The sequence below is a fragment of the Anoxybacillus dikiliensis genome, assembly GCF_050613275.1.
GTDB lineage: Bacteria > Bacillota > Bacilli > Bacillales > Anoxybacillaceae > Anoxybacillus.
Genome location: NZ_CP187112.1, coordinates 1,961,145 through 1,979,254, shown reverse-complemented (window position 1 = coordinate 1,979,254; position 18,110 = coordinate 1,961,145). Strand labels below are relative to the sequence as shown.

14 protein-coding genes, 1 other RNA gene and 1 other annotated feature are annotated in these 18,110 nt (G+C 43.4%); of the genes, 14 read left to right on the top strand and 1 reads right to left on the bottom strand.

Features of this window, described 5'->3' with window-relative positions:
• Positions 1-13 precede the first annotated feature (13 nt).
• Positions 14-454 (top strand): D-aminoacyl-tRNA deacylase, encoded by a 441-nt coding sequence (gene dtd / locus ACPF7I_RS10480; RefSeq protein ID WP_430743378.1) that lies wholly within the window; start codon positions 14-16, stop codon positions 452-454.
• Positions 455-489: 35 nt separating this feature from the next.
• On the opposite strand, the gene ACPF7I_RS10475 is transcribed toward dtd, so the two are convergent.
• On the bottom strand, positions 490-663 hold the full coding sequence (locus tag ACPF7I_RS10475) for a hypothetical protein (RefSeq protein ID WP_009361696.1): 174 nt from the start codon (positions 661-663) through the stop codon (positions 490-492).
• A 131-nt stretch (positions 664-794) separates the two neighbouring features.
• Between ACPF7I_RS10475 and ACPF7I_RS10470 the strand changes: the two genes are divergently transcribed.
• The 13 genes from ACPF7I_RS10470 (at position 795) to recD2 (ending at position 18,065) form a co-directional block, all read left to right on the top strand.
• Positions 795-2,078: an N-acetylmuramoyl-L-alanine amidase gene (locus tag ACPF7I_RS10470; protein ID WP_430743379.1), complete on the top strand. Its 1,284-nt coding sequence runs from the start codon at positions 795-797 to the stop codon at positions 2,076-2,078.
• A 53-nt stretch (positions 2,079-2,131) separates the two neighbouring features.
• Positions 2,132-2,361, top strand: a binding site (T-box leader).
• 52 nt (positions 2,362-2,413) lie between these two features.
• Entirely contained in the window at positions 2,414-3,685 is a 1,272-nt protein-coding gene (gene hisS, locus ACPF7I_RS10465) for a histidine--tRNA ligase (protein ID WP_430743380.1), read from the top strand.
• Between the two features lie 11 nt (positions 3,686-3,696).
• Positions 3,697-5,475, top strand: coding sequence for an aspartate--tRNA ligase (gene aspS / locus ACPF7I_RS10460; RefSeq protein WP_430743381.1), 1,779 nt, complete (start codon positions 3,697-3,699; stop codon positions 5,473-5,475).
• Between the two features lie 50 nt (positions 5,476-5,525).
• A non-coding RNA gene (gene ssrS, locus ACPF7I_RS10455) (6S RNA) lies at positions 5,526-5,718 on the top strand.
• Between the two features lie 112 nt (positions 5,719-5,830).
• Positions 5,831-6,595, top strand: coding sequence for a tRNA threonylcarbamoyladenosine dehydratase (locus tag ACPF7I_RS10450; RefSeq protein WP_181520546.1), 765 nt, complete (start codon positions 5,831-5,833; stop codon positions 6,593-6,595).
• Positions 6,596-6,978: 383 nt separating this feature from the next.
• Complete coding sequence (locus ACPF7I_RS10445; protein ID WP_430743382.1) at positions 6,979-10,038, top strand: efflux RND transporter permease subunit; 3,060 nt, start codon at positions 6,979-6,981, stop codon at positions 10,036-10,038.
• Between the two features lie 79 nt (positions 10,039-10,117).
• Entirely contained in the window at positions 10,118-10,927 is an 810-nt protein-coding gene (locus ACPF7I_RS10440; RefSeq protein WP_430743383.1) for a TetR/AcrR family transcriptional regulator, read from the top strand.
• A gap of 41 nt (positions 10,928-10,968) precedes the next feature.
• Positions 10,969-12,216 (top strand): replication-associated recombination protein A, encoded by a 1,248-nt coding sequence (locus ACPF7I_RS10435; protein ID WP_430745903.1) that lies wholly within the window; start codon positions 10,969-10,971, stop codon positions 12,214-12,216.
• A gap of 73 nt (positions 12,217-12,289) precedes the next feature.
• A complete protein-coding gene (gene cymR / locus ACPF7I_RS10430; RefSeq protein WP_009361688.1) occupies positions 12,290-12,706 on the top strand; it encodes a cysteine metabolism transcriptional regulator CymR in 417 nt (138 codons plus the stop codon).
• 15 nt (positions 12,707-12,721) lie between these two features.
• Complete coding sequence (locus ACPF7I_RS10425) at positions 12,722-13,867, top strand: cysteine desulfurase family protein (RefSeq protein ID WP_430743384.1); 1,146 nt, start codon at positions 12,722-12,724, stop codon at positions 13,865-13,867.
• Positions 13,864-14,979: a tRNA 2-thiouridine(34) synthase MnmA gene (gene mnmA, locus ACPF7I_RS10420; RefSeq protein WP_430743385.1), complete on the top strand. Its 1,116-nt coding sequence runs from the start codon at positions 13,864-13,866 to the stop codon at positions 14,977-14,979. Before ACPF7I_RS10425 ends, mnmA begins: the two co-directional genes overlap by 4 nt.
• Positions 14,980-15,041: 62 nt before the next feature.
• Positions 15,042-15,698: a tetratricopeptide repeat protein gene (locus ACPF7I_RS10415; protein WP_430743386.1), complete on the top strand. Its 657-nt coding sequence runs from the start codon at positions 15,042-15,044 to the stop codon at positions 15,696-15,698.
• A gap of 18 nt (positions 15,699-15,716) precedes the next feature.
• The gene (gene recD2, locus ACPF7I_RS10410) at positions 15,717-18,065 is read left to right on the top strand and encodes an SF1B family DNA helicase RecD2 (RefSeq protein WP_430743387.1); all 2,349 of its coding nucleotides are present in this window, start codon (positions 15,717-15,719) and stop codon (positions 18,063-18,065) included.
• Positions 18,066-18,110: the final 45 nt, after the last annotated feature.

Here is an 18,110-nt window from a genome sequence, read left to right as displayed (position 1 = left end):
AAGGGTTGTCGGAATGAGAGTTGTCGTTCAGCGCGCAAAGGATGCAAAAGTCACAGTAGCTGGCGAAGTCGTTGGAAAAATTGATTTTGGGCTTGTGTTGCTAGTTGGTATTACTCATGATGATACAGAGGAAGATGCGGCGTTTGTTGCAGACAAAATTGCCCATTTGCGCATATTTGAAGATGAGCATGGAAAAATGAACGTGTCGCTTTTAGATGTTGGTGGGTCAATTTTATCCATCTCGCAATTCACGCTGTACGGGGACTGTCGGAAAGGACGAAGACCAAATTTTATGGATGCGGCAAAACCGGAACATGCGAAACAAATATATGAAGCATTGAATGAGCAATTGCGTCAAAAAGGGATTCGTGTGGAAACAGGCGTTTTCGGAGCGATGATGGATGTGACGTTAACGAACGTCGGACCGGTGACACTCATTGTCGAAAGTAAATAAAAAACCGCGCTCGCATATGGACGAGCTCGGTTTTTTTATCCCCGCGCTAAATGTTTCTTTAGTTTTTGTACGTCGCGAAGAGTAAGCCCGAATTCAGAAGCGAGTTCAAACGATGTCAGTTCGTTTTCTTTTTGAATAAATGAGTGAAAATCAACGTGCATAAGCGGGGATTGTGAATGGATAAACTCTCCTTTTTCACTATGGCGCATGACAAATCTCCTTTCGTGTCAAAGTCGTTCGTATTATTCCCAATTTTTCTACCTTTCCATTCAAAGAAGGATTTTTTTTGTTTATGAAGAAATAAAGTAGCGACTATTGACAACGTAGGGGGATTTGCAACATGAAAAAATCGCTTATCGCGTCATTGTTCATTTTTTGTTGTTTGTTGCTGATCGTTCAAACAGCATCAGCAGCAATGAATGTGCGCATCGTTGTTGACCGATTGAACGTCCGCACCGGTCCAGGATTGACGTTTGCCGTGCAAGAAAAAGTAGCAAAAGGAAAGCAATATGCTGTCGTCCAAAAGCGAGGCGAATGGCTGCAAATTCGGCTCGCATCGAACCGAACTGGCTGGGTGCATGGGAAATATGTTCAAATACAAAATGAAACGAATGAAACGAAAAAACAAATACAACAACCTGTCGTCTGTCAAGTCGACGGTTTGCGAATTCGAAAAGGTCCGGGTACGACTTTTGCGGTCATCGGGTATGTCAATCGCAACGAAAAAGGAACGGCAACGATTGCCCAAGGGGAGTGGGTGTACGTACGTTGGGACGGAAAAGAAGGCTGGGTGCATCGGTCATATGTAGCGAATGTTGAGCAAAATGAGCAAAATAACGAACAACCCAATGAACAACCCAATGAACAACATACATACGTTCAAATGTTATACGACAATACAAATATTCGTTCTGCTCCTTCTACGCAATCGCCTGCCGTTGCAAAAGCAAAGCGTGGCGATCAGTTTTCGGTCATTCGTAAAGAAGGGCAATGGTATGTTATCCAAGTTGATGATCAAACGATTGGGTATGTAGCAGAATGGGTCGTTCAAGTAAGTAACCAACCGTCTCCTTCCCAACCGAAAACGCTCGTAGGAAAAACGATTGTCATTGATGCCGGACATGGCGGAAAAGATTACGGTACAACAGGTGTGAATGGAACGATCGAAAAAATGTTAACGTTACAAACCGCATTGTTGCTAGGTGAAAAGCTAAAACAAACGGGCGCTTACGTCATTTTAACGCGCGAAAACGATCGGTTTTTATCGTTAAGTGAGCGAGTACAAATAGCTGGAAAAAATAAAGCCGACGCGTTCGTTAGCATCCATTACGATAGCGCTTTAAACCGTTCCGCTAGCGGTTTAACAGTATATTACTATAAGCAAATTGACCGTTCGCTTGCGGATGCGCTTTTTGATCCCCTCAGTCGATTAACAGGCATTCAACAGCGCGGGGTTCGTGTCGGAAACTATCATGTGTTGCGCGAAAATAGCCGTCCTTCCGTGTTGCTAGAGCTTGGCTATTTAAGCAATCCGAGTGAAGAGATGTTCGTTGTGTCACCAACATATCAACAAGCCGTGACAGAGGCGATTTGTAACGGATTGGTTCGCTATTTCGGAAAATAACGGTCATCTTGACAAATGGTTTGTTCGTACGTAATATAAAAAGAAAATTCAACATTTCGCCGATGATGGAGAAAAGTAGTTAAGAGTACACATGGCCAGAGAGGAAATGCCGTAGGCTGGAAGCATTTCTCCATGATGACTTAACGAACGAACACTCCGTAGGTTTCTCTTTGAACGCGCAATCGTTAGTAGGAGAGAACGCTTTCCGGGCGTTATCGGATAAAAGTGGAAGCATGCGCTTCAACTAGGGTGGCACCACGGGAATTCGTCTCTCGTCCCTAATTTATTAGGGGTGGGAGATTTTTATTTGCACAAAAACTAAAGGAGGGAAATATATGTCATTTCAAATTCCGCGCGGGACGCAAGATATATTGCCAGAACAAGCAGCGAAATGGCAGTATATTGAACGAGTTGCGCGCGAGCTTTGTCGTCGTTATAATTACCAAGAAATTCGCACCCCTATTTTTGAACATACAGAACTATTTTTACGCGGTGTCGGCGATACGACCGATATTGTTCAAAAAGAAATGTACACATTTGAAGATCGTGGCGGTCGCAGTTTGACGCTTCGTCCAGAAGGAACGGCAGCGGTCGTCCGTTCATTTGTTGAAAATAAAATGTACGGATATCCAAATCAGCCGGTAAAACTTTATTACATGGGTCCGATGTTTCGTTATGAACGTCCGCAAGCAGGTCGTTTTCGTCAGTTCGTTCAATTTGGTGTCGAAGCGCTCGGGAGCAACGATCCGGCCATTGATGCCGAAGTCATTGCTTTAGCGATGGATATATATCGCACACTCGGACTGAAAAAGCTGAAACTTGTCATCAATAGTTTAGGTGACATCGAAAGTAGAAAGGCGCACAGACAAGCGTTAATTGATCATTTCCAACATCGCATTCACGAGTTTTGCGATGATTGCCAAGCGCGGTTACATAAAAATCCGATGCGCATTTTAGACTGTAAAAAAGACCGTAATCACGAACTGATGCGCACGGCCCCGTCTATTCTTGATTACTTAAATGAACAGTCGCGCACATATTTTGAAAAAGTGCAAATGTATTTACGAAAGCTTGGCATCGCATTTGAAGTCGACCCGCGGCTTGTGCGCGGTTTAGATTATTACAATCATACTGCGTTTGAAATTATGAGCGAGGCGGAAGGATTTGGTGCAATTACGACGTTATGTGGAGGCGGCCGCTACAACGGTCTTGTTCAAGAAATTGGCGGACCTGAAACGCCAGGTATCGGATTTGCTTTAAGCATTGAACGCTTGCTTGCGGCATTAGAAGCAGAAAGTATTTCGCTACCAATTTCAGAAGGAATCGACTGTTACGTTGTTGCGTTAGGGGAACAAGCGAAAGAAGAGGCGGTTGCTCTCGTTGCTGCCCTTCGTCAAGAAGGAATTGCTGCAGAAAAAGATTATCAAGATCGGAAAGTGAAAGCACAGCTGAAAGCAGCCGATCGTTTACATGCGACGTACGTTGCTATTTTAGGGGAAGATGAACTTCAAAAAGGAGTCATTAACGTCAAACATATGGCAACAGGAGAACAGCAAGAAGTATCGCTTCATACATTTATTTCACATATGAAAAACGCATTGCAATAGGAGGGGAAACGATGTTTGGAAGGACGCATTATTGTGGAGAAGTAACGGATCAAGCGATTGGTCAAACGGTTCGTTTAAAAGGATGGGTGCAAAAACGTCGCGATTTAGGAGGACTTATTTTCATTGATTTGCGCGATCGAACAGGCATCGTTCAAATTGTATTTAGTCCAGATGTATCGAAAGAAGCGTTACAAGTAGCGGAGACGATTCGTAGCGAATACGTGTTAGACGTAGAAGGAAAAGTCGTTCAGCGCGAGGAAGGACAAGTCAATCCGAATTTACCGACAGGAACAGTCGAAGTGCATGCGACGCACGTCACGATTTTAAGTGAAGCAAAAACGCCGCCGTTTCCAATTTCAGATAAAACAGACGTATCGGAAGATGTTCGTTTAAAATATCGTTATTTGGACTTACGTCGCCCTGTCATGTTTCAAACGTTTCGATTGCGTCATCAAGTGACGAAGGCGATTCGCGACTTTTTAGATGAAGAAGGCTTTTTAGAGGTAGAAACGCCAATTTTAACGAAAAGCACGCCAGAAGGAGCACGTGACTATTTAGTGCCGAGCCGCGTCCATCCAGGGGAGTTTTACGCGTTACCGCAATCACCTCAAATTTTTAAACAATTATTAATGGTAGCCGGTTTTGAACGGTACTATCAAATTGCTCGCTGTTTCCGCGATGAAGATTTACGTGCCGATCGCCAACCGGAATTTACACAAGTCGACATCGAAACATCGTTTATGAGCCAAGATGATATTTTAGCCATGATTGAACGGATGATGGCACGCGTCATGAAAATCGCAAAAGGGATCGACATTCCTACTCCATTTCCGCGCATGTCATACGATGAAGCGATTGCGCGCTACGGCTCAGATAAACCAGATACACGTTTTGGACTTGAGCTTGTCGATTTATCTGAGCAAGTGAAAGATTGCGGCTTTAAAGTGTTCGCTAGCGCAGTACAAAATGGCGGACAAGTGAAAGCGATCAACGTGAAAGGAGCTGCGGATAAATATTCGCGCAAAGATATTGATGCGTTGACGGAATATGTGGCTCGCTACGGGGCAAAAGGGTTAGCATGGTTGAAAGTGGAAGAGGATGGATTAAAAGGGCCGATTGCGAAATTTTTTAACGAAGACGAGCAAAAACAAATGATGCAAACGCTTGAAGCAGAAATTGGCGATTTGCTGTTATTTGTAGCGGATAAAAAATCTGTCGTTGCAGACTCGCTTGGCGCGTTGCGTTTAAAATTAGGTAAAGATTTGAAGTTGATTGACGAATCCGCGTTTCATTTCTTATGGATTACAGATTGGCCGCTTTTTGAATACGATGAGGAAGAAGGTCGTTACTATGCAGCGCATCATCCGTTTACAATGCCTGTACGCGAAGATGTGCCGAAATTTGAAACAGATCCAGCAAGCGTCCGTGCACAGGCATACGATCTTGTGTTAAACGGGTATGAGTTAGGTGGAGGATCGCTCCGTATTTTTGAACGCGACATACAAGAAAAAATGTTTAAGACGCTTGGCTTTACTGAAGAACAAGCGCGCGAACAGTTTGGGTTTTTGCTTGAGGCGTTTGAATACGGCACTCCTCCGCATGGCGGTATTGCGCTCGGATTGGACCGACTTGTTATGTTGCTTGCGGGTCGTTCCAACTTACGCGATACGATTGCCTTCCCGAAAACGGCAAGCGCAAGCTGCTTGCTAACAGAAGCGCCAAGCGCAGTAAGCGAAGCACAACTAGACGAACTGCATCTGCGCGTCAAAGACGTTCAAAAAGTAGACTAAATTTGTGACGTTGCAAAACCATTTAAAGTGTGCTAACATACAGGTAACATGAAGTCCTGATGTGTTTGTCGTATCACCTATTGTTTTGACCGAACAATGTGTGATACGGGAGCTCGGGTTTTCAGGTGGCGTACATGCCTCATTTACATAGAGAGGACGTACATAAGCCTGAAACAGGGCACCCACCTGTGAGAGAGCGGGTTCAAAACAAAGGCCATCAGCGACGGCACGATTGGGACTTAAGAAACAAAAACGAATAAAGCCTTAACGTAAAGAACATGCTTTACGTTGGGGCTTTTTTTGTGCCATAATGCATGTATATCCGATTGAAATACTTACATATGGGAGGAACAACATGTTACATCAATTTTCTCGTAACGAATTAGCAATCGGGAAAGAAGGGTTGAAACGATTAAGCGAAAGTACAGTCGCCGTTCTCGGTATTGGCGGTGTCGGATCGTTCGCAGTAGAAGCGCTAGCTCGCTCAGGCGTCGGGCGCCTCATTTTAATTGACAAAGACGATATTGACATTACAAATGTCAATCGCCAAATTCATGCGTTGTTATCAACTGTTGGACGCCCGAAAGTGGAAGTGATGAAAGAGCGGATTGCTGACATTAACCCAGCGTGCGAAGTGATTGCGCTAAAAATGTTTTATACAGAAGAGACGTATGAACAAATTTTTTCGTATGACATTGACTATGTCATCGATGCATCGGATACGATTTCATATAAAATTCATTTAATGAAACAATGTTTAGAACGCAACATTCCGATCATCTCGAGCATGGGTGCGGCAAATAAAATGGACCCGACCCGTTTTCGCATCGCTGACATTTCAAAAACGCATACGGATCCGATTGCGAAAGTCATTCGTACAAAATTGCGAAAAGAAGGAATTAAAAAAGGCATCACGGTTGTTTTTTCAGATGAAAGTCCAATCGTCATTCGCGAAGATGTGCGAAAAGAAGTAGGAAACGATGAAGCGACAATTCGTAAAGCGAAAATGCCGCCGTCATCGAATGCGTTCGTTCCATCTGTCGCTGGTCTCATTATGGCGGCACATGTCGTGCAACAATTATTAAAAGACATCCCGATCCAACGTGTTGATCAACAATAAGCGCAAGGGGAAATCCTTTGCGTTTTTTTTATAAATTGATGTCTAGCTCCAAGCGCCATCGGCTCGAGTCGCTCCGCCCCTTCTTTCGGCGGCGACACATTGAGACACTTCAGTGATGTTACCCACGCAGAACCAAGCGATCGCTTGGTTCGAGCTCTCCTCGGTGGGGCTTGTGCGCTCTTCGCGGAGCCAAGGATGGCGACATTTCGCCGTTGCCCGCAGGACGCGGGCTGCCTTTAGGCGAAATGGGGGCGCTTTGCGCTTTTCTTATCGCACATTATTAGTTGCAAATAAACAAAAATTGAATTATAGTGAAAGTGTGACTGTTCGGTCGTAATTAAACGACCAATCGGTCATATTTCAAGAAAGAAAGGAAGAGCGGGATGAACTTTTTAACAAGGTTTAGTTTAAAAAACGCAGTCGCCGTGTTCATCATTTCATTTTTACTTATATTAGGTGGAGTATATTCATTTTCTTCTTTAAAGGTGGATTTGCTTCCAAATATTGAGTTTCCACAATTGTCTGTGGAAGTCATTTATCCGGGTGCTTCACCAGAAGATATGAATGAGCAAGTGACGGCGAAGTTAGAAGAAAAATTTAAAGCAATTGAAGGAGTAAAGAAGATTCAAAGTTCGTCATTTGAAAGCATTGCCATCGTGAATTTAGAATTTCCATTTAACACAGATATGGAAGAAGTCGAACGACAAGTTGAATCGCTTGTCAAAGAAGCGAATTTACCAGAAAACGTGCAGACGAAAGTGAATCGTTTCTCGTTTGGTACGTTCCCGATTTATAACATTTCTGTATTCGCTAAAGGAGATACGAACGCACAGCAGCTTTTAGATGATACAATTATTCCAGAGCTGAAAAAAATTAATGGAATTAACTCCATTTCCGTCGGTGGAATGGAAGAAAAATTCATTCAAATTACAGTAGACAAACAAAAAGCGTTGCAATACGGCTTAAGCTTAACGCAAATTAAAGAACAAATTAACGAAAAGTTTTTAGCATTCCCAGCTGGAAACGTTCAAACAGAAACGGTACAAATTCCGATTCGCGTTCAACAAAAAATAGAAACGATAAAACAGCTTGAAAATTTACCATTATCTTCTCCGATCATGAATGCATCACCAGGTGCGCCGGCAAGCGGACAAGAAGCACCGACGACGATTACATTAAAAGATGTGGCGACGATTGAACCTGTCACAGAACAAGGAGAAATCACGCGCTACAATTTAAACGCTGCGCTGTCGATGGCCATTACAAAAAAGCAAGATGCTAATACGGTTGAAGTGGCAGAAAAAGTGCTAAACGTGCTTGATAAATATAAAGACAAAATCGATTATGCAATCGGATTTGATTCAGCGGAGGGAATTAAAAAGTCAGTTGAAACGCTTGTGCGTGAAGGATTGCTTGGGGCATTGTTTGCATCTATCGCGGTGCTCGTCTTTTTACGAAACGTGCGTGCAACGATTATCGCAATCATTTCCATTCCTCTTTCGCTTCTAGTGGCATCAATTTTCTTACAACGAATGGATATTTCTTTAAACATTATGACGCTCGGTGGAATGGCGGTTGCTGTCGGACGTGTCGTTGACGATAGCATCGTCGTTATCGAAAATATTTTCCGTCGCGTTCGGAAGTCAAAGACAGGGATAACAGATGAACTTGTCCAAGATTCAACAAAAGAAATTTTAAAGGCGATTACATCATCAACCATTACGACAGTCGTTGTCTTTTTACCGCTCGGTCTTGTTGGCGGTGTAACAGGTGAGTTTTTCCTACCATTTGCGTTAACGATCGTATTTTCGCTTTTAATGTCGCTTGTTGTTGCCATTACGATCGTTCCGATTTTAGCAAAGTTCTCGTTTAAAAAGGTACCGCCAGAAGAAAAAGAAGGGGTGTTACAACGAGCTTACGGCAGAGCGATTGAATGGGCGCTCGATCATAAAAAAACGGTGTTGTTCGTGTCTGTTTTACTGCTCGGTAGTTCGTTTGCGATTGTTCCGAAGTTAGGCTTTACATTTATTCCAAACGAAGAACAAAAAACGCTCATTGCTGCCATTGAACTTCCTTCTTCGACGCCGTTAGAAAAAACGAATGAAGTGTCGCTCCAAGTCGAGAAAATGTTTGATGAAAAGAAAGAAATTAAAGAAGTGACAGCTGGAATCGGTACGCGCGACTTCCGAAGCGGCTTAAAACGAAAAAATCAAGCGAACTATTTCATTACGTTAGAAGAGAACGTAAACATTTCTCAATTTATTAAAGAGCTTGAAAAAGAAATGGAAGACATTGCCCAAGCTGAAGTAAAAGCAGCGAAAGTTGGCGTCCAAGAATTGCAATCCGGTGGACCGCCGTCTAACAATAATGTAAATATCGACTTGTATTCGACTAATTTAACAGCGTTACAACAAGCAGCGAAAGATGTAGAGTTTTATTTGAAAAAGCGCGACGATTTAAAATATGTCACAAACAACTTTTCAGATAAACAAAAGCAAGTGATCGTAAACATTGATCCGCAAAAAGCAGCACAATACGGAGTTTCTGGCTTCCAAATTCTCGGCACGATCGCTGATCAAACCCGTCCGGTGCAAGTCGGAACGTTAAAACTCGACGATGAAGAGCGAATGGTTCAATTGTCATATAACGAACAAATGACGTCGATGGAAGAGCTAGAAAATACGCTTATTTTCACAAAGTTTGGTCCTGTTCCAGTAAAACAGTTAGCGGACGTAAAAGAAGTAGATACGTTTACATCGATTCAAAAACTAGATGGAAAAGTGTTTGCTCGCGTTTCTGCCCAAATCGTAGGCGATAACATTCAAAAAGTCACACAAGACGTCATCAATGGCGTGAAAAAAGACGTACAGTTACCAAAAGACGTCTCACTTGAAGGTGGCGGTGGAAGCGATGAAACGGTTGAAACGTTCCAACAGCTTGGCTTAGCGATGGCTGTTGCCATTGGGCTTGTATATATTACAATGCTCATTACGTTTGGAAAAGCGCGTATTCCGTTCATCATTTTATCGTCGCTCATATTCGTCCCAATCGGTTCATTACTTGGCTTATTTATCGCGAATGAACCGATGTCTGTCAGCGTCATGATCGGTTTACTCATGCTCATTGGAATTGTTACAACAAATGCGATCGTTCTCGTTGACCGCATCGGACAAAATCGGGAGCAAAAAGGAATGACGATTCGTCACGCGCTCATTGAGGCAGGGAAAACGCGGTTGCGGCCAATTTTAATGACCGCATTTGCGACAGTTGCTGCGCTTATTCCGCTTGCGCTCACGAAATCATCAGGAACGCTCATTTCTAAAGGATTAGCGATTACGGTAATCGGCGGATTGACATCATCTACATTGCTGACGTTAATTCTCGTTCCTGTTGTATATGAACTGTTTTTCTTCCGTCAAGCGAAAAAAGAACGACAAGCATAATTGATGACAGGCTGGCTGAAATTCGGTCAGCCTGTCATGCTATAATGAAATGAGAAATAAACAATAAGGATGAGGCCGCATGAGCAGAAAAGAGCAAATTATTGAAGTCGCGATGAAACTATTTGCGGAAAAAGGGTATCACGCAACATCGATGCAAGAAATTGCTGAACATAGTCATTTAGCGAAAGGATCGCTATACAACTACTTTAAGTCAAAAGAAGAAATTGTTTTGTCGATTTTTCAATATCATTACGATCAGTTGTTCCAACAATTTGCGCGCATTGCTTCAGATCGTTCGCTGACGGCAAGAGAAAAATTTTTAAAACAACTTTCTTTACAAATTGAAGCGTTTGAACAACATAAAGAAATTGTGCAAATGCATATGGGAGACCATGCGCAAAAAGTAAGTGAAGACGTTCATGCGCTCGTTTTGCGCATCCGTTCTCATTTGTTTGATTGGTACATTCAGTCTTTCGTCGATATATACGGAGAGCGCATTCGTCCATTTGTGCTTGATTGTGCCATTATGTTAAATGGCATGTTAAAAGAATATTTATTTTTTGCTTTGTTTGAAAAACAGCCGTTTCCTTTTCATCGATTAGCTCCTTTTTTAATGGAGCGGCTGGATGCGCTTGTTGATAGTTTACGGCACGACATGCCGCTCATTCGGCACGATGCAAAAGCAGAAAAGGCGCGCGCACTTGCCCTCATTGATGAGATGATTGAAGAAGTACGTGATGATCATACGATGGATTTGTTGAAACAATTGAAAGAAGAAATGGAGCGGGATGAACCGAGAAAAGCGATTGTTGAGGCGTTTCTTTTATATTTACAACAAAGCGACATGCGTCAGTTCGTTCCTGCCTTACGTGCGGCGCTCGCGTTGTGAGGTGAAAAACAGTGTTTACCCAAGAACCGCTTGCCTATCGTATGCGTCCACGCACAATCGACGAAGTCGTCGGACAAGATGATGTCATCGGTCCGCATACAGCATTATATCGAATGATTAAAAATGGATATGTTCCATCCCTTTTACTTTACGGACAACCGGGTGTCGGTAAAACATCGCTCGCTTATGCGATTGCTGGAACGATGAAATGCCCGTTTTATGCGTTAAATGCAACGACGGCAGGGAAAAAAGAAATCGAAGAAATCGTGGCAGATGCTCGTTTGGAAGGGAACGTTATTTTATTTATTGATGAAATTCATCGGTTTACAAAAGCGCAGCAAGATTATTTATTGCCGCATGTTGAAAACGGACTTATTACGCTCATTGGGGCGACGACAGAAAACCCGTTTCATTCGATTAACCCTGCTGTTCGGAGCCGCTTAGGACAAATGAAACAATTACAGCCATTAACAAAAGAGAAAACGATCGAATTACTGCACCGCGCTTTAACCGATCGTGAACGCGGATTAGGCAATTGGCATATTGACATTAGCGACGAGGCGCTTTCCATCATTGCCGAAGGAGCGAACGGGGATGCGCGCATGGCATTAACAATTTTAGAAGAAGCGGTGTATGCGACGAAACAAGGAGATCAACGTGCTATCGTCGATATGCAAACCGTTTCGTTTTGTGTAGAAAGCAAGGCGCTGACGTATGATAAACAAGGGGATACGTATTATTCTTTGTTATCTGCTTTTCAAAAAAGCGTGCGAGGTAGCGATGTAGATGCGGCGCTTCACTATTTAGCTCGGCTTCTTGAAGGAGGGGACATGACTGCCGTTTGCCGTCGCTTAGCAGTCATTGCTTATGAAGATATCGGATTAGCAAACCCATTCATCGGCGTAAAAGTAATGAGCGCGATTGAAGCAGCGGAGCGTCTCGGGATGCCAGAAGCGCGCATTCCGCTTTCGGTTGTGACGATTGAAATGTGTTTATCACCGAAATCAAATAGTGCATATGAAGCAATAGATCAAGCGCTTGCGGATGTGCGAAGCGGAAAAGGGCAGTCGATTCCGCTTCATCTGCAAGACGCTCACTATGCGGGGGCGAAACATCTTGGACGCGGAATAGGGTATAAATATCCACACGATTATCCGTACGGTTGGGTGGCACAACAATACTTGCCTGATGATTTAATCGGTGTGCAATATTATGAACCGAAACGAAACGGAGAAGAAAAGCAGTTTGCTTCCGTCTATGAGCGGCTCAATGAACGAAAAAAGCAGTAACGTTCCTTTGTTCCGCACTTTTATGTTATAATGGCTTGTGTTTCTTTTGATAGTAAATGAGGGGATGATTCGTTTGAAAATATCTACGAAAGGTCGATACGGCTTAACGATTATGATTGAGTTGGCTAAGCGTTATGGAGAGGGGCCAATTTCATTAAAGTCGATTGCTCAAATGAACAATTTATCGGAACATTATTTAGAACAACTCATTTCCCCATTGCGAAACGCTGGTTTAGTAAAAAGCATTCGCGGCGCGTATGGCGGTTACATTTTAGCAAATGAACCGTCGAAAATTACGGCAGGTGATGTCATTCGTGTATTAGAAGGTCCGTTGCAAGTCGTTGAAGAACTAGAAGACGAAGAACCAGCGAAGCGCGAATTATGGATGCGCATTCGCGATGCGGTAAAAGAAGTGTTAGATAGCACGACGCTTGAAGATTTAGCAAGCCATACTGACGATCACGGTGACGCATATATGTTTTACATTTAAGAAAGGAGAATATATTTGGAGCGCATTTATTTCGATCATGCAGCGACGTCTCCTGTTCATCCACAAGTCGTTGAGGCAATGCTTCCGTATATGACGACATATTTCGGTAACCCATCGAGCATTCATTCGTTCGGCCGCGAAAGTCGACGCGCGCTTGATGAGGCGAGGGAGACAATCGCGAAAACAATTGGAGCAAAAGCAAGCGAAATCATTTTTACAAGTGGCGGAACAGAAGCGGATAATTTAGCGTTGGTGGGCGTAGCGATGGCGAATCGCGATAAAGGTCGCCATATTATTACAACGTCTGTTGAGCACCACGCCGTATTAAATACGTGCAAATATTTACAAAAACAAGGGTTTGATGTGACGTATTTACCTGTTGATGAACATGGAATCATTTCCGTTGAACAGCTAAAAAGCGCTTTGCGCGATGATACGATGATCGTATCTGTAATGTTTGGTAACAATGAAACCGGCGTTTTGCAACCGATTCATGACATCGGTCAATTGCTTCGCAACCATGGTGCTTATTTTCATACGGATGCAGTTCAAGCATACGGTTTAGTTCCAATTGACGTTCGTGAACTTGGCATTGATTTACTTTCCGTATCTAGTCATAAAATTAACGGACCAAAAGGAGTTGGCTTTTTATATGCGCGTGAAGGCGTCCGTCTTGCCCCGCACATATACGGAGGAGAACAGGAACGAAAACGACGTGCAGGAACAGAAAACGTACCCGGTATTGTCGGATTGCAAAAAGCGGCAGAGCTTGCTCAACAAACGATGGCCGAAAAACGAGCGTTATATGAACAGTTTCAAAAAGTCATGTTAACGACGTTTGCGCAAGAAGGGATTCATTGCGCAATCAATGGTCATGAAACATGTCGCTTGCCACACGTGTTAAATGTTTCGTTTTTCGGAACGAATGTTGAAGCATTGCTTGTCAATTTAGACTTAGCAGGCATTGCCGCATCAAGCGGCTCGGCGTGCACAGCGGGCTCGATTGATCCGTCGCACGTGTTAGTAGCGATGTACGGAAATGAGTCGGAGCGCATTCGCTCATCCGTTCGTTTTAGCTTTGGATATGGAAATACGTTGGAACAAGTAGAACGAGCAGCGTATGACATTGTAAAAATTGTGAAGCGACTAACAAAATCATGAAAGGAGGGAGAAGAATGGCAAGGGTAGTTGTTGGAATGTCTGGTGGTGTCGATTCATCTGTCGCAGCGCTATTGTTAAAACAACAAGGATACGACGTCATCGGCATTTTCATGAAAAACTGGGATGATACTGATGAAAACGGGGTATGTACAGCGACGGAAGATTACGAAGATGTGGTGCGTGTATGCAACCAAATTGGTATTCCGTATTATGCGGTGAACTTTGAAAAGCAATATTGGGAAAAAGTATTTACGTACTTTTTAGATGAATATAAAGCGGGACGTACACCGAATCCAGATGTGATGTGCAATAAAGAAATTAAATTTAAAGCATTTTTAGAACACGCGATGGCACTTGGAGCTGACTATTTAGCGACAGGACATTATGCGCGCGTCGCTTACCGCGATGGTGAATATCAATTGTTGCGCGGGTTAGATGCAAATAAAGATCAAACGTACTTTTTAAATCAACTCGGACAAGCGCAATTGTCGAAAGTGCTGTTTCCGATCGGGGAATTGCAAAAATCGCAAGTGCGTGAAATAGCGAAAGAGGCGGGGCTTGCAACAGCAGGAAAAAAAGATAGCACAGGCATTTGTTTTATCGGTGAGCGCAATTTTAAGCAATTTTTGAGCAATTATTTGCCTGCGCAACCGGGCAAGATGCAAACGCTCGATGGAGAAGTAAAAGGTACGCATGACGGGCTCATGTATTATACGATCGGGCAGCGTCACGGGCTTGGCATCGGCGGGAGCGGAGAGCCTTGGTTTGTTGTCGGGAAGAATTTGGAAGAAAACGTATTGTACGTCGCACAAGGATTTGATAACGAATTGCTTTATTCCGATGCCATTATTGCAACGAATGTCAATTGGGTAAGTGATCGAAAGCCGCACGAACCGATTTCATGTACGGCGAAATTCCGTTATCGTCAACCTGATGTACCTGTTACTGTAGAAATGATTGATGAGACGACAGCGCGTGTATCATTTAGCCAACGCGTGCGCGCAGTGACGCCGGGACAGGCAGTTGTGTTCTATCACGGTGAACAATGTCTCGGTGGCGGTACGATTGATCAAGTATTTCGCGATGGCAACCGACTGACATACGTTGGCTAACCTTCAACTCAACAGACGAGTTGAAGGCTTTTTTGTTATAATATTCATATGAGGTGAGATCGATGGATTACAATGCACAAGGCATTCAATATATACAGCAACGTAAATATGAAGAAGCGGTCAAATGTTTTCATGAAGCGATTGAACAAAACCCGAACGATCCTGTTGGCTACATTAATTTTGGGAACGTGTTGGCAGCGGTCGGTGAAGAAGAAAAGGCGATCCGTTTTTTCAAAAAAGCGCTTGAACTTGATGAAAAAGCAGCAACAGCGTATTACGGACTCGGATCCATTTATTACAACAAGCAACAGTTCGAACGGGCGAAAGAGCAATTTGAACGTGCCATTCAAGCTGGGTTAACAGATGGCGATGTATTTTTTATGCTCGGTATGTCGCTCATGTACTTAGAGCAACCGCGCTTAGCGATGCCGTATTTACAACGGGCGGTAGAACTAAACGAGCGCGATGTGGAAGCGACGTTTCAACTTGGGCTTTGTTTAGCACAACTGCAGTTTGTCGATGAGGCGATGACTTATTTTGAACGCACTGTGCAATTAAACAATCAACATGCCGATGCGTATTATAATTTAGGCGTTGCCTATGCGTACAAAGACGATCCACAAACGGCGCATACGATGTTTGAAAAGGCGCTTGCGATTCAACCTGATCATTTGTTAGCTGGTCACGGGAAAAAGTTAATGGAACGAGCGTTACAATAAAAGAGGGGGGAGAGGGCGTTGCAACAACAGTTAGACCTAGACGGACGATCATTTATTAAAGGCGTCCATATCGGCACGATTTTCCATAACGAAGACAATTTATATTCCGTCATTCGTGTACGCGTGGAAGAGACAAATGAAGCGCATATAGAAAAAGATGTTGTTGTAACCGGCTATTTCCCTTTGCTCGGAGAGTATGACACATATACGTTTTTCGGTTCATTTAAAGAACATCCACGCTTTGGGAAACAATATGTTGTCGAGCATTTTCGGAAAGAGTTTCCTGAAACAAAAGAAGGAGTCATTCAATATTTATCAGGTGGCATGTTTAAAGGAATCGGGAAAAAAACAGCAACCGCCATCGTAGAAACGTTAGGCGAGAGAGCCATTTCTAAAATATTAGAAGACCCCGATGTGCTCGCGAACGTACCGAAACTGACAAAAGCAAAAGCGAAGCAACTGTATGAAACGTTGCGCGAACATGAAGGATTAGAACAAATCATGATCGCTTTGTCGCAATTCGGATTTGGCCCGCAGTTGTCGATGAAAATTTATCAAGTGTACAAAGATGAAACGTTACAAATCATTCGCACGAATCCGTATCAGCTTGTAGAAGACGTTGAAGGGATCGGATTCGGTCGGGCAGACGATCTCGGCTTGCAACTTGGCATTTCGGGCAATCATCCTGATCGCATTCGCGCAGGTTGTTTATATGTTATCGAGCAACATTGCATGCAAGAAGGTCACGTATATATGACGTATGAACAAGTGCTCGATGAAGTGAAACGACTGTTGGAAGCGAAACGTGAAGAACAAATTGACGTTGCATGCATTTCCCGTGAAATGATTCACTTGTCCGAAGAAGGGAAGTTAATTGTGGAAGAAGATCGTTTTTATATTCCTTCCCTCTATTTTGCTGAAAAGGGCATTGTGTCAAACGTTAAACGGTTGTTGCAACAATCGGATATGGTGACATTTTCTGAAGCCGAATTTTTACTTGCGCTCGGGGAATGGGAAGAAGAGGCAAACATTCAATACTCACAAAAGCAAAAAGAAGCCATTCAACAAGCACTTTGCTCTCCTTTATTTATTTTAACGGGCGGACCGGGCACAGGAAAAACGACGGTTATTAACGGCATCGTTCATTTGTTTGCGAAATTGCATGGGTTATCGCTTGATCCGACGAGTTATGATACGGATGAGCCATTTCCTATTTTGCTTGCTGCTCCAACAGGACGTGCAGCGAAGCGCATGACGGAATCGACAGGCTTGCCTGCGATGACGATTCACCGTTTGCTTGGTTGGAGCGGAGACGGATTTCAGCGAGGGGAAGATGAGCCGATTTGCGGAAAGCTGTTAATCGTTGATGAAATGTCGATGGTTGATACGTGGTTAGCAAATCAGTTGTTAAAGTCTGTCCCAGCTACGATGCAAGTCATTTTCGTTGGCGACGAAGATCAATTGCCTTCTGTCGGTCCGGGACAAGTATTAAAAGATTTACTTCGCGCAAACGTCATTCCGACCGTTCGGCTAACAGACATTTATCGGCAAGCGGAAGGTTCATCGATTATTTCGCTTGCGCATGCAATGAAAGATGGAACCATCCCTCACGATTTGACGGTTCCACAAAAAGATCGTTCGTTTATTCGTTGTACGAGCGGACAAGTCGTTGACGTCGTAAAAAAAGTAGCTGAAAATGCGAAGCAAAAAGGATATCGCGCAAAAGATGTGCAAGTGCTTGCGCCGATGTATCGCGGCCATGCGGGAATTGATCGGCTCAATGAGACGTTGCAACAACTGTTTAACCCAAAAGATGAACAAAAGCGAGAACTTGTTTTCGGCGATGTAACATATCGCGTCGGTGATAAAGTGCTACAACTTGTTAATCAGCCAGATGAAAACGTATTTAACGGCGACATTGGAGAAATTGTTGCGATTTTTTACGCCAACGAAAATGTAGAAAAACAAGACCTTGTTGTCGTTTCGTTTGATGGAAATGAAGTAACATATCCGAAACAAGAACTGCACCAAATTACACACGCTTATTGTTGTTCGATTCATAAATCGCAAGGAAGCGAATTTCCGATCGTCATTTTGCCGGTCGTAAAAAGTTATTATCGTATGCTTCGGCGCAATTTATTATACACAGCAGTGACGCGCAGTAAACAATACTTAATTTTATGTGGCGAAGAAGAAGCGTTCCAGCTCGGAGTGATGCGAACAGATGATGGAACGAGACAAACGACATTATACGAAAAATTAATTGCTGCTATTTCACCAGAACAACAACTACTTCCGATGGAAGATGCAAACATCGGAATGGAAGGTGTTACCCCGTATGACTTCATGGAAAATGACATAACATAACAATGGACACGAACATGGGCACGCTTCTCTTCTGAATTGAACGTA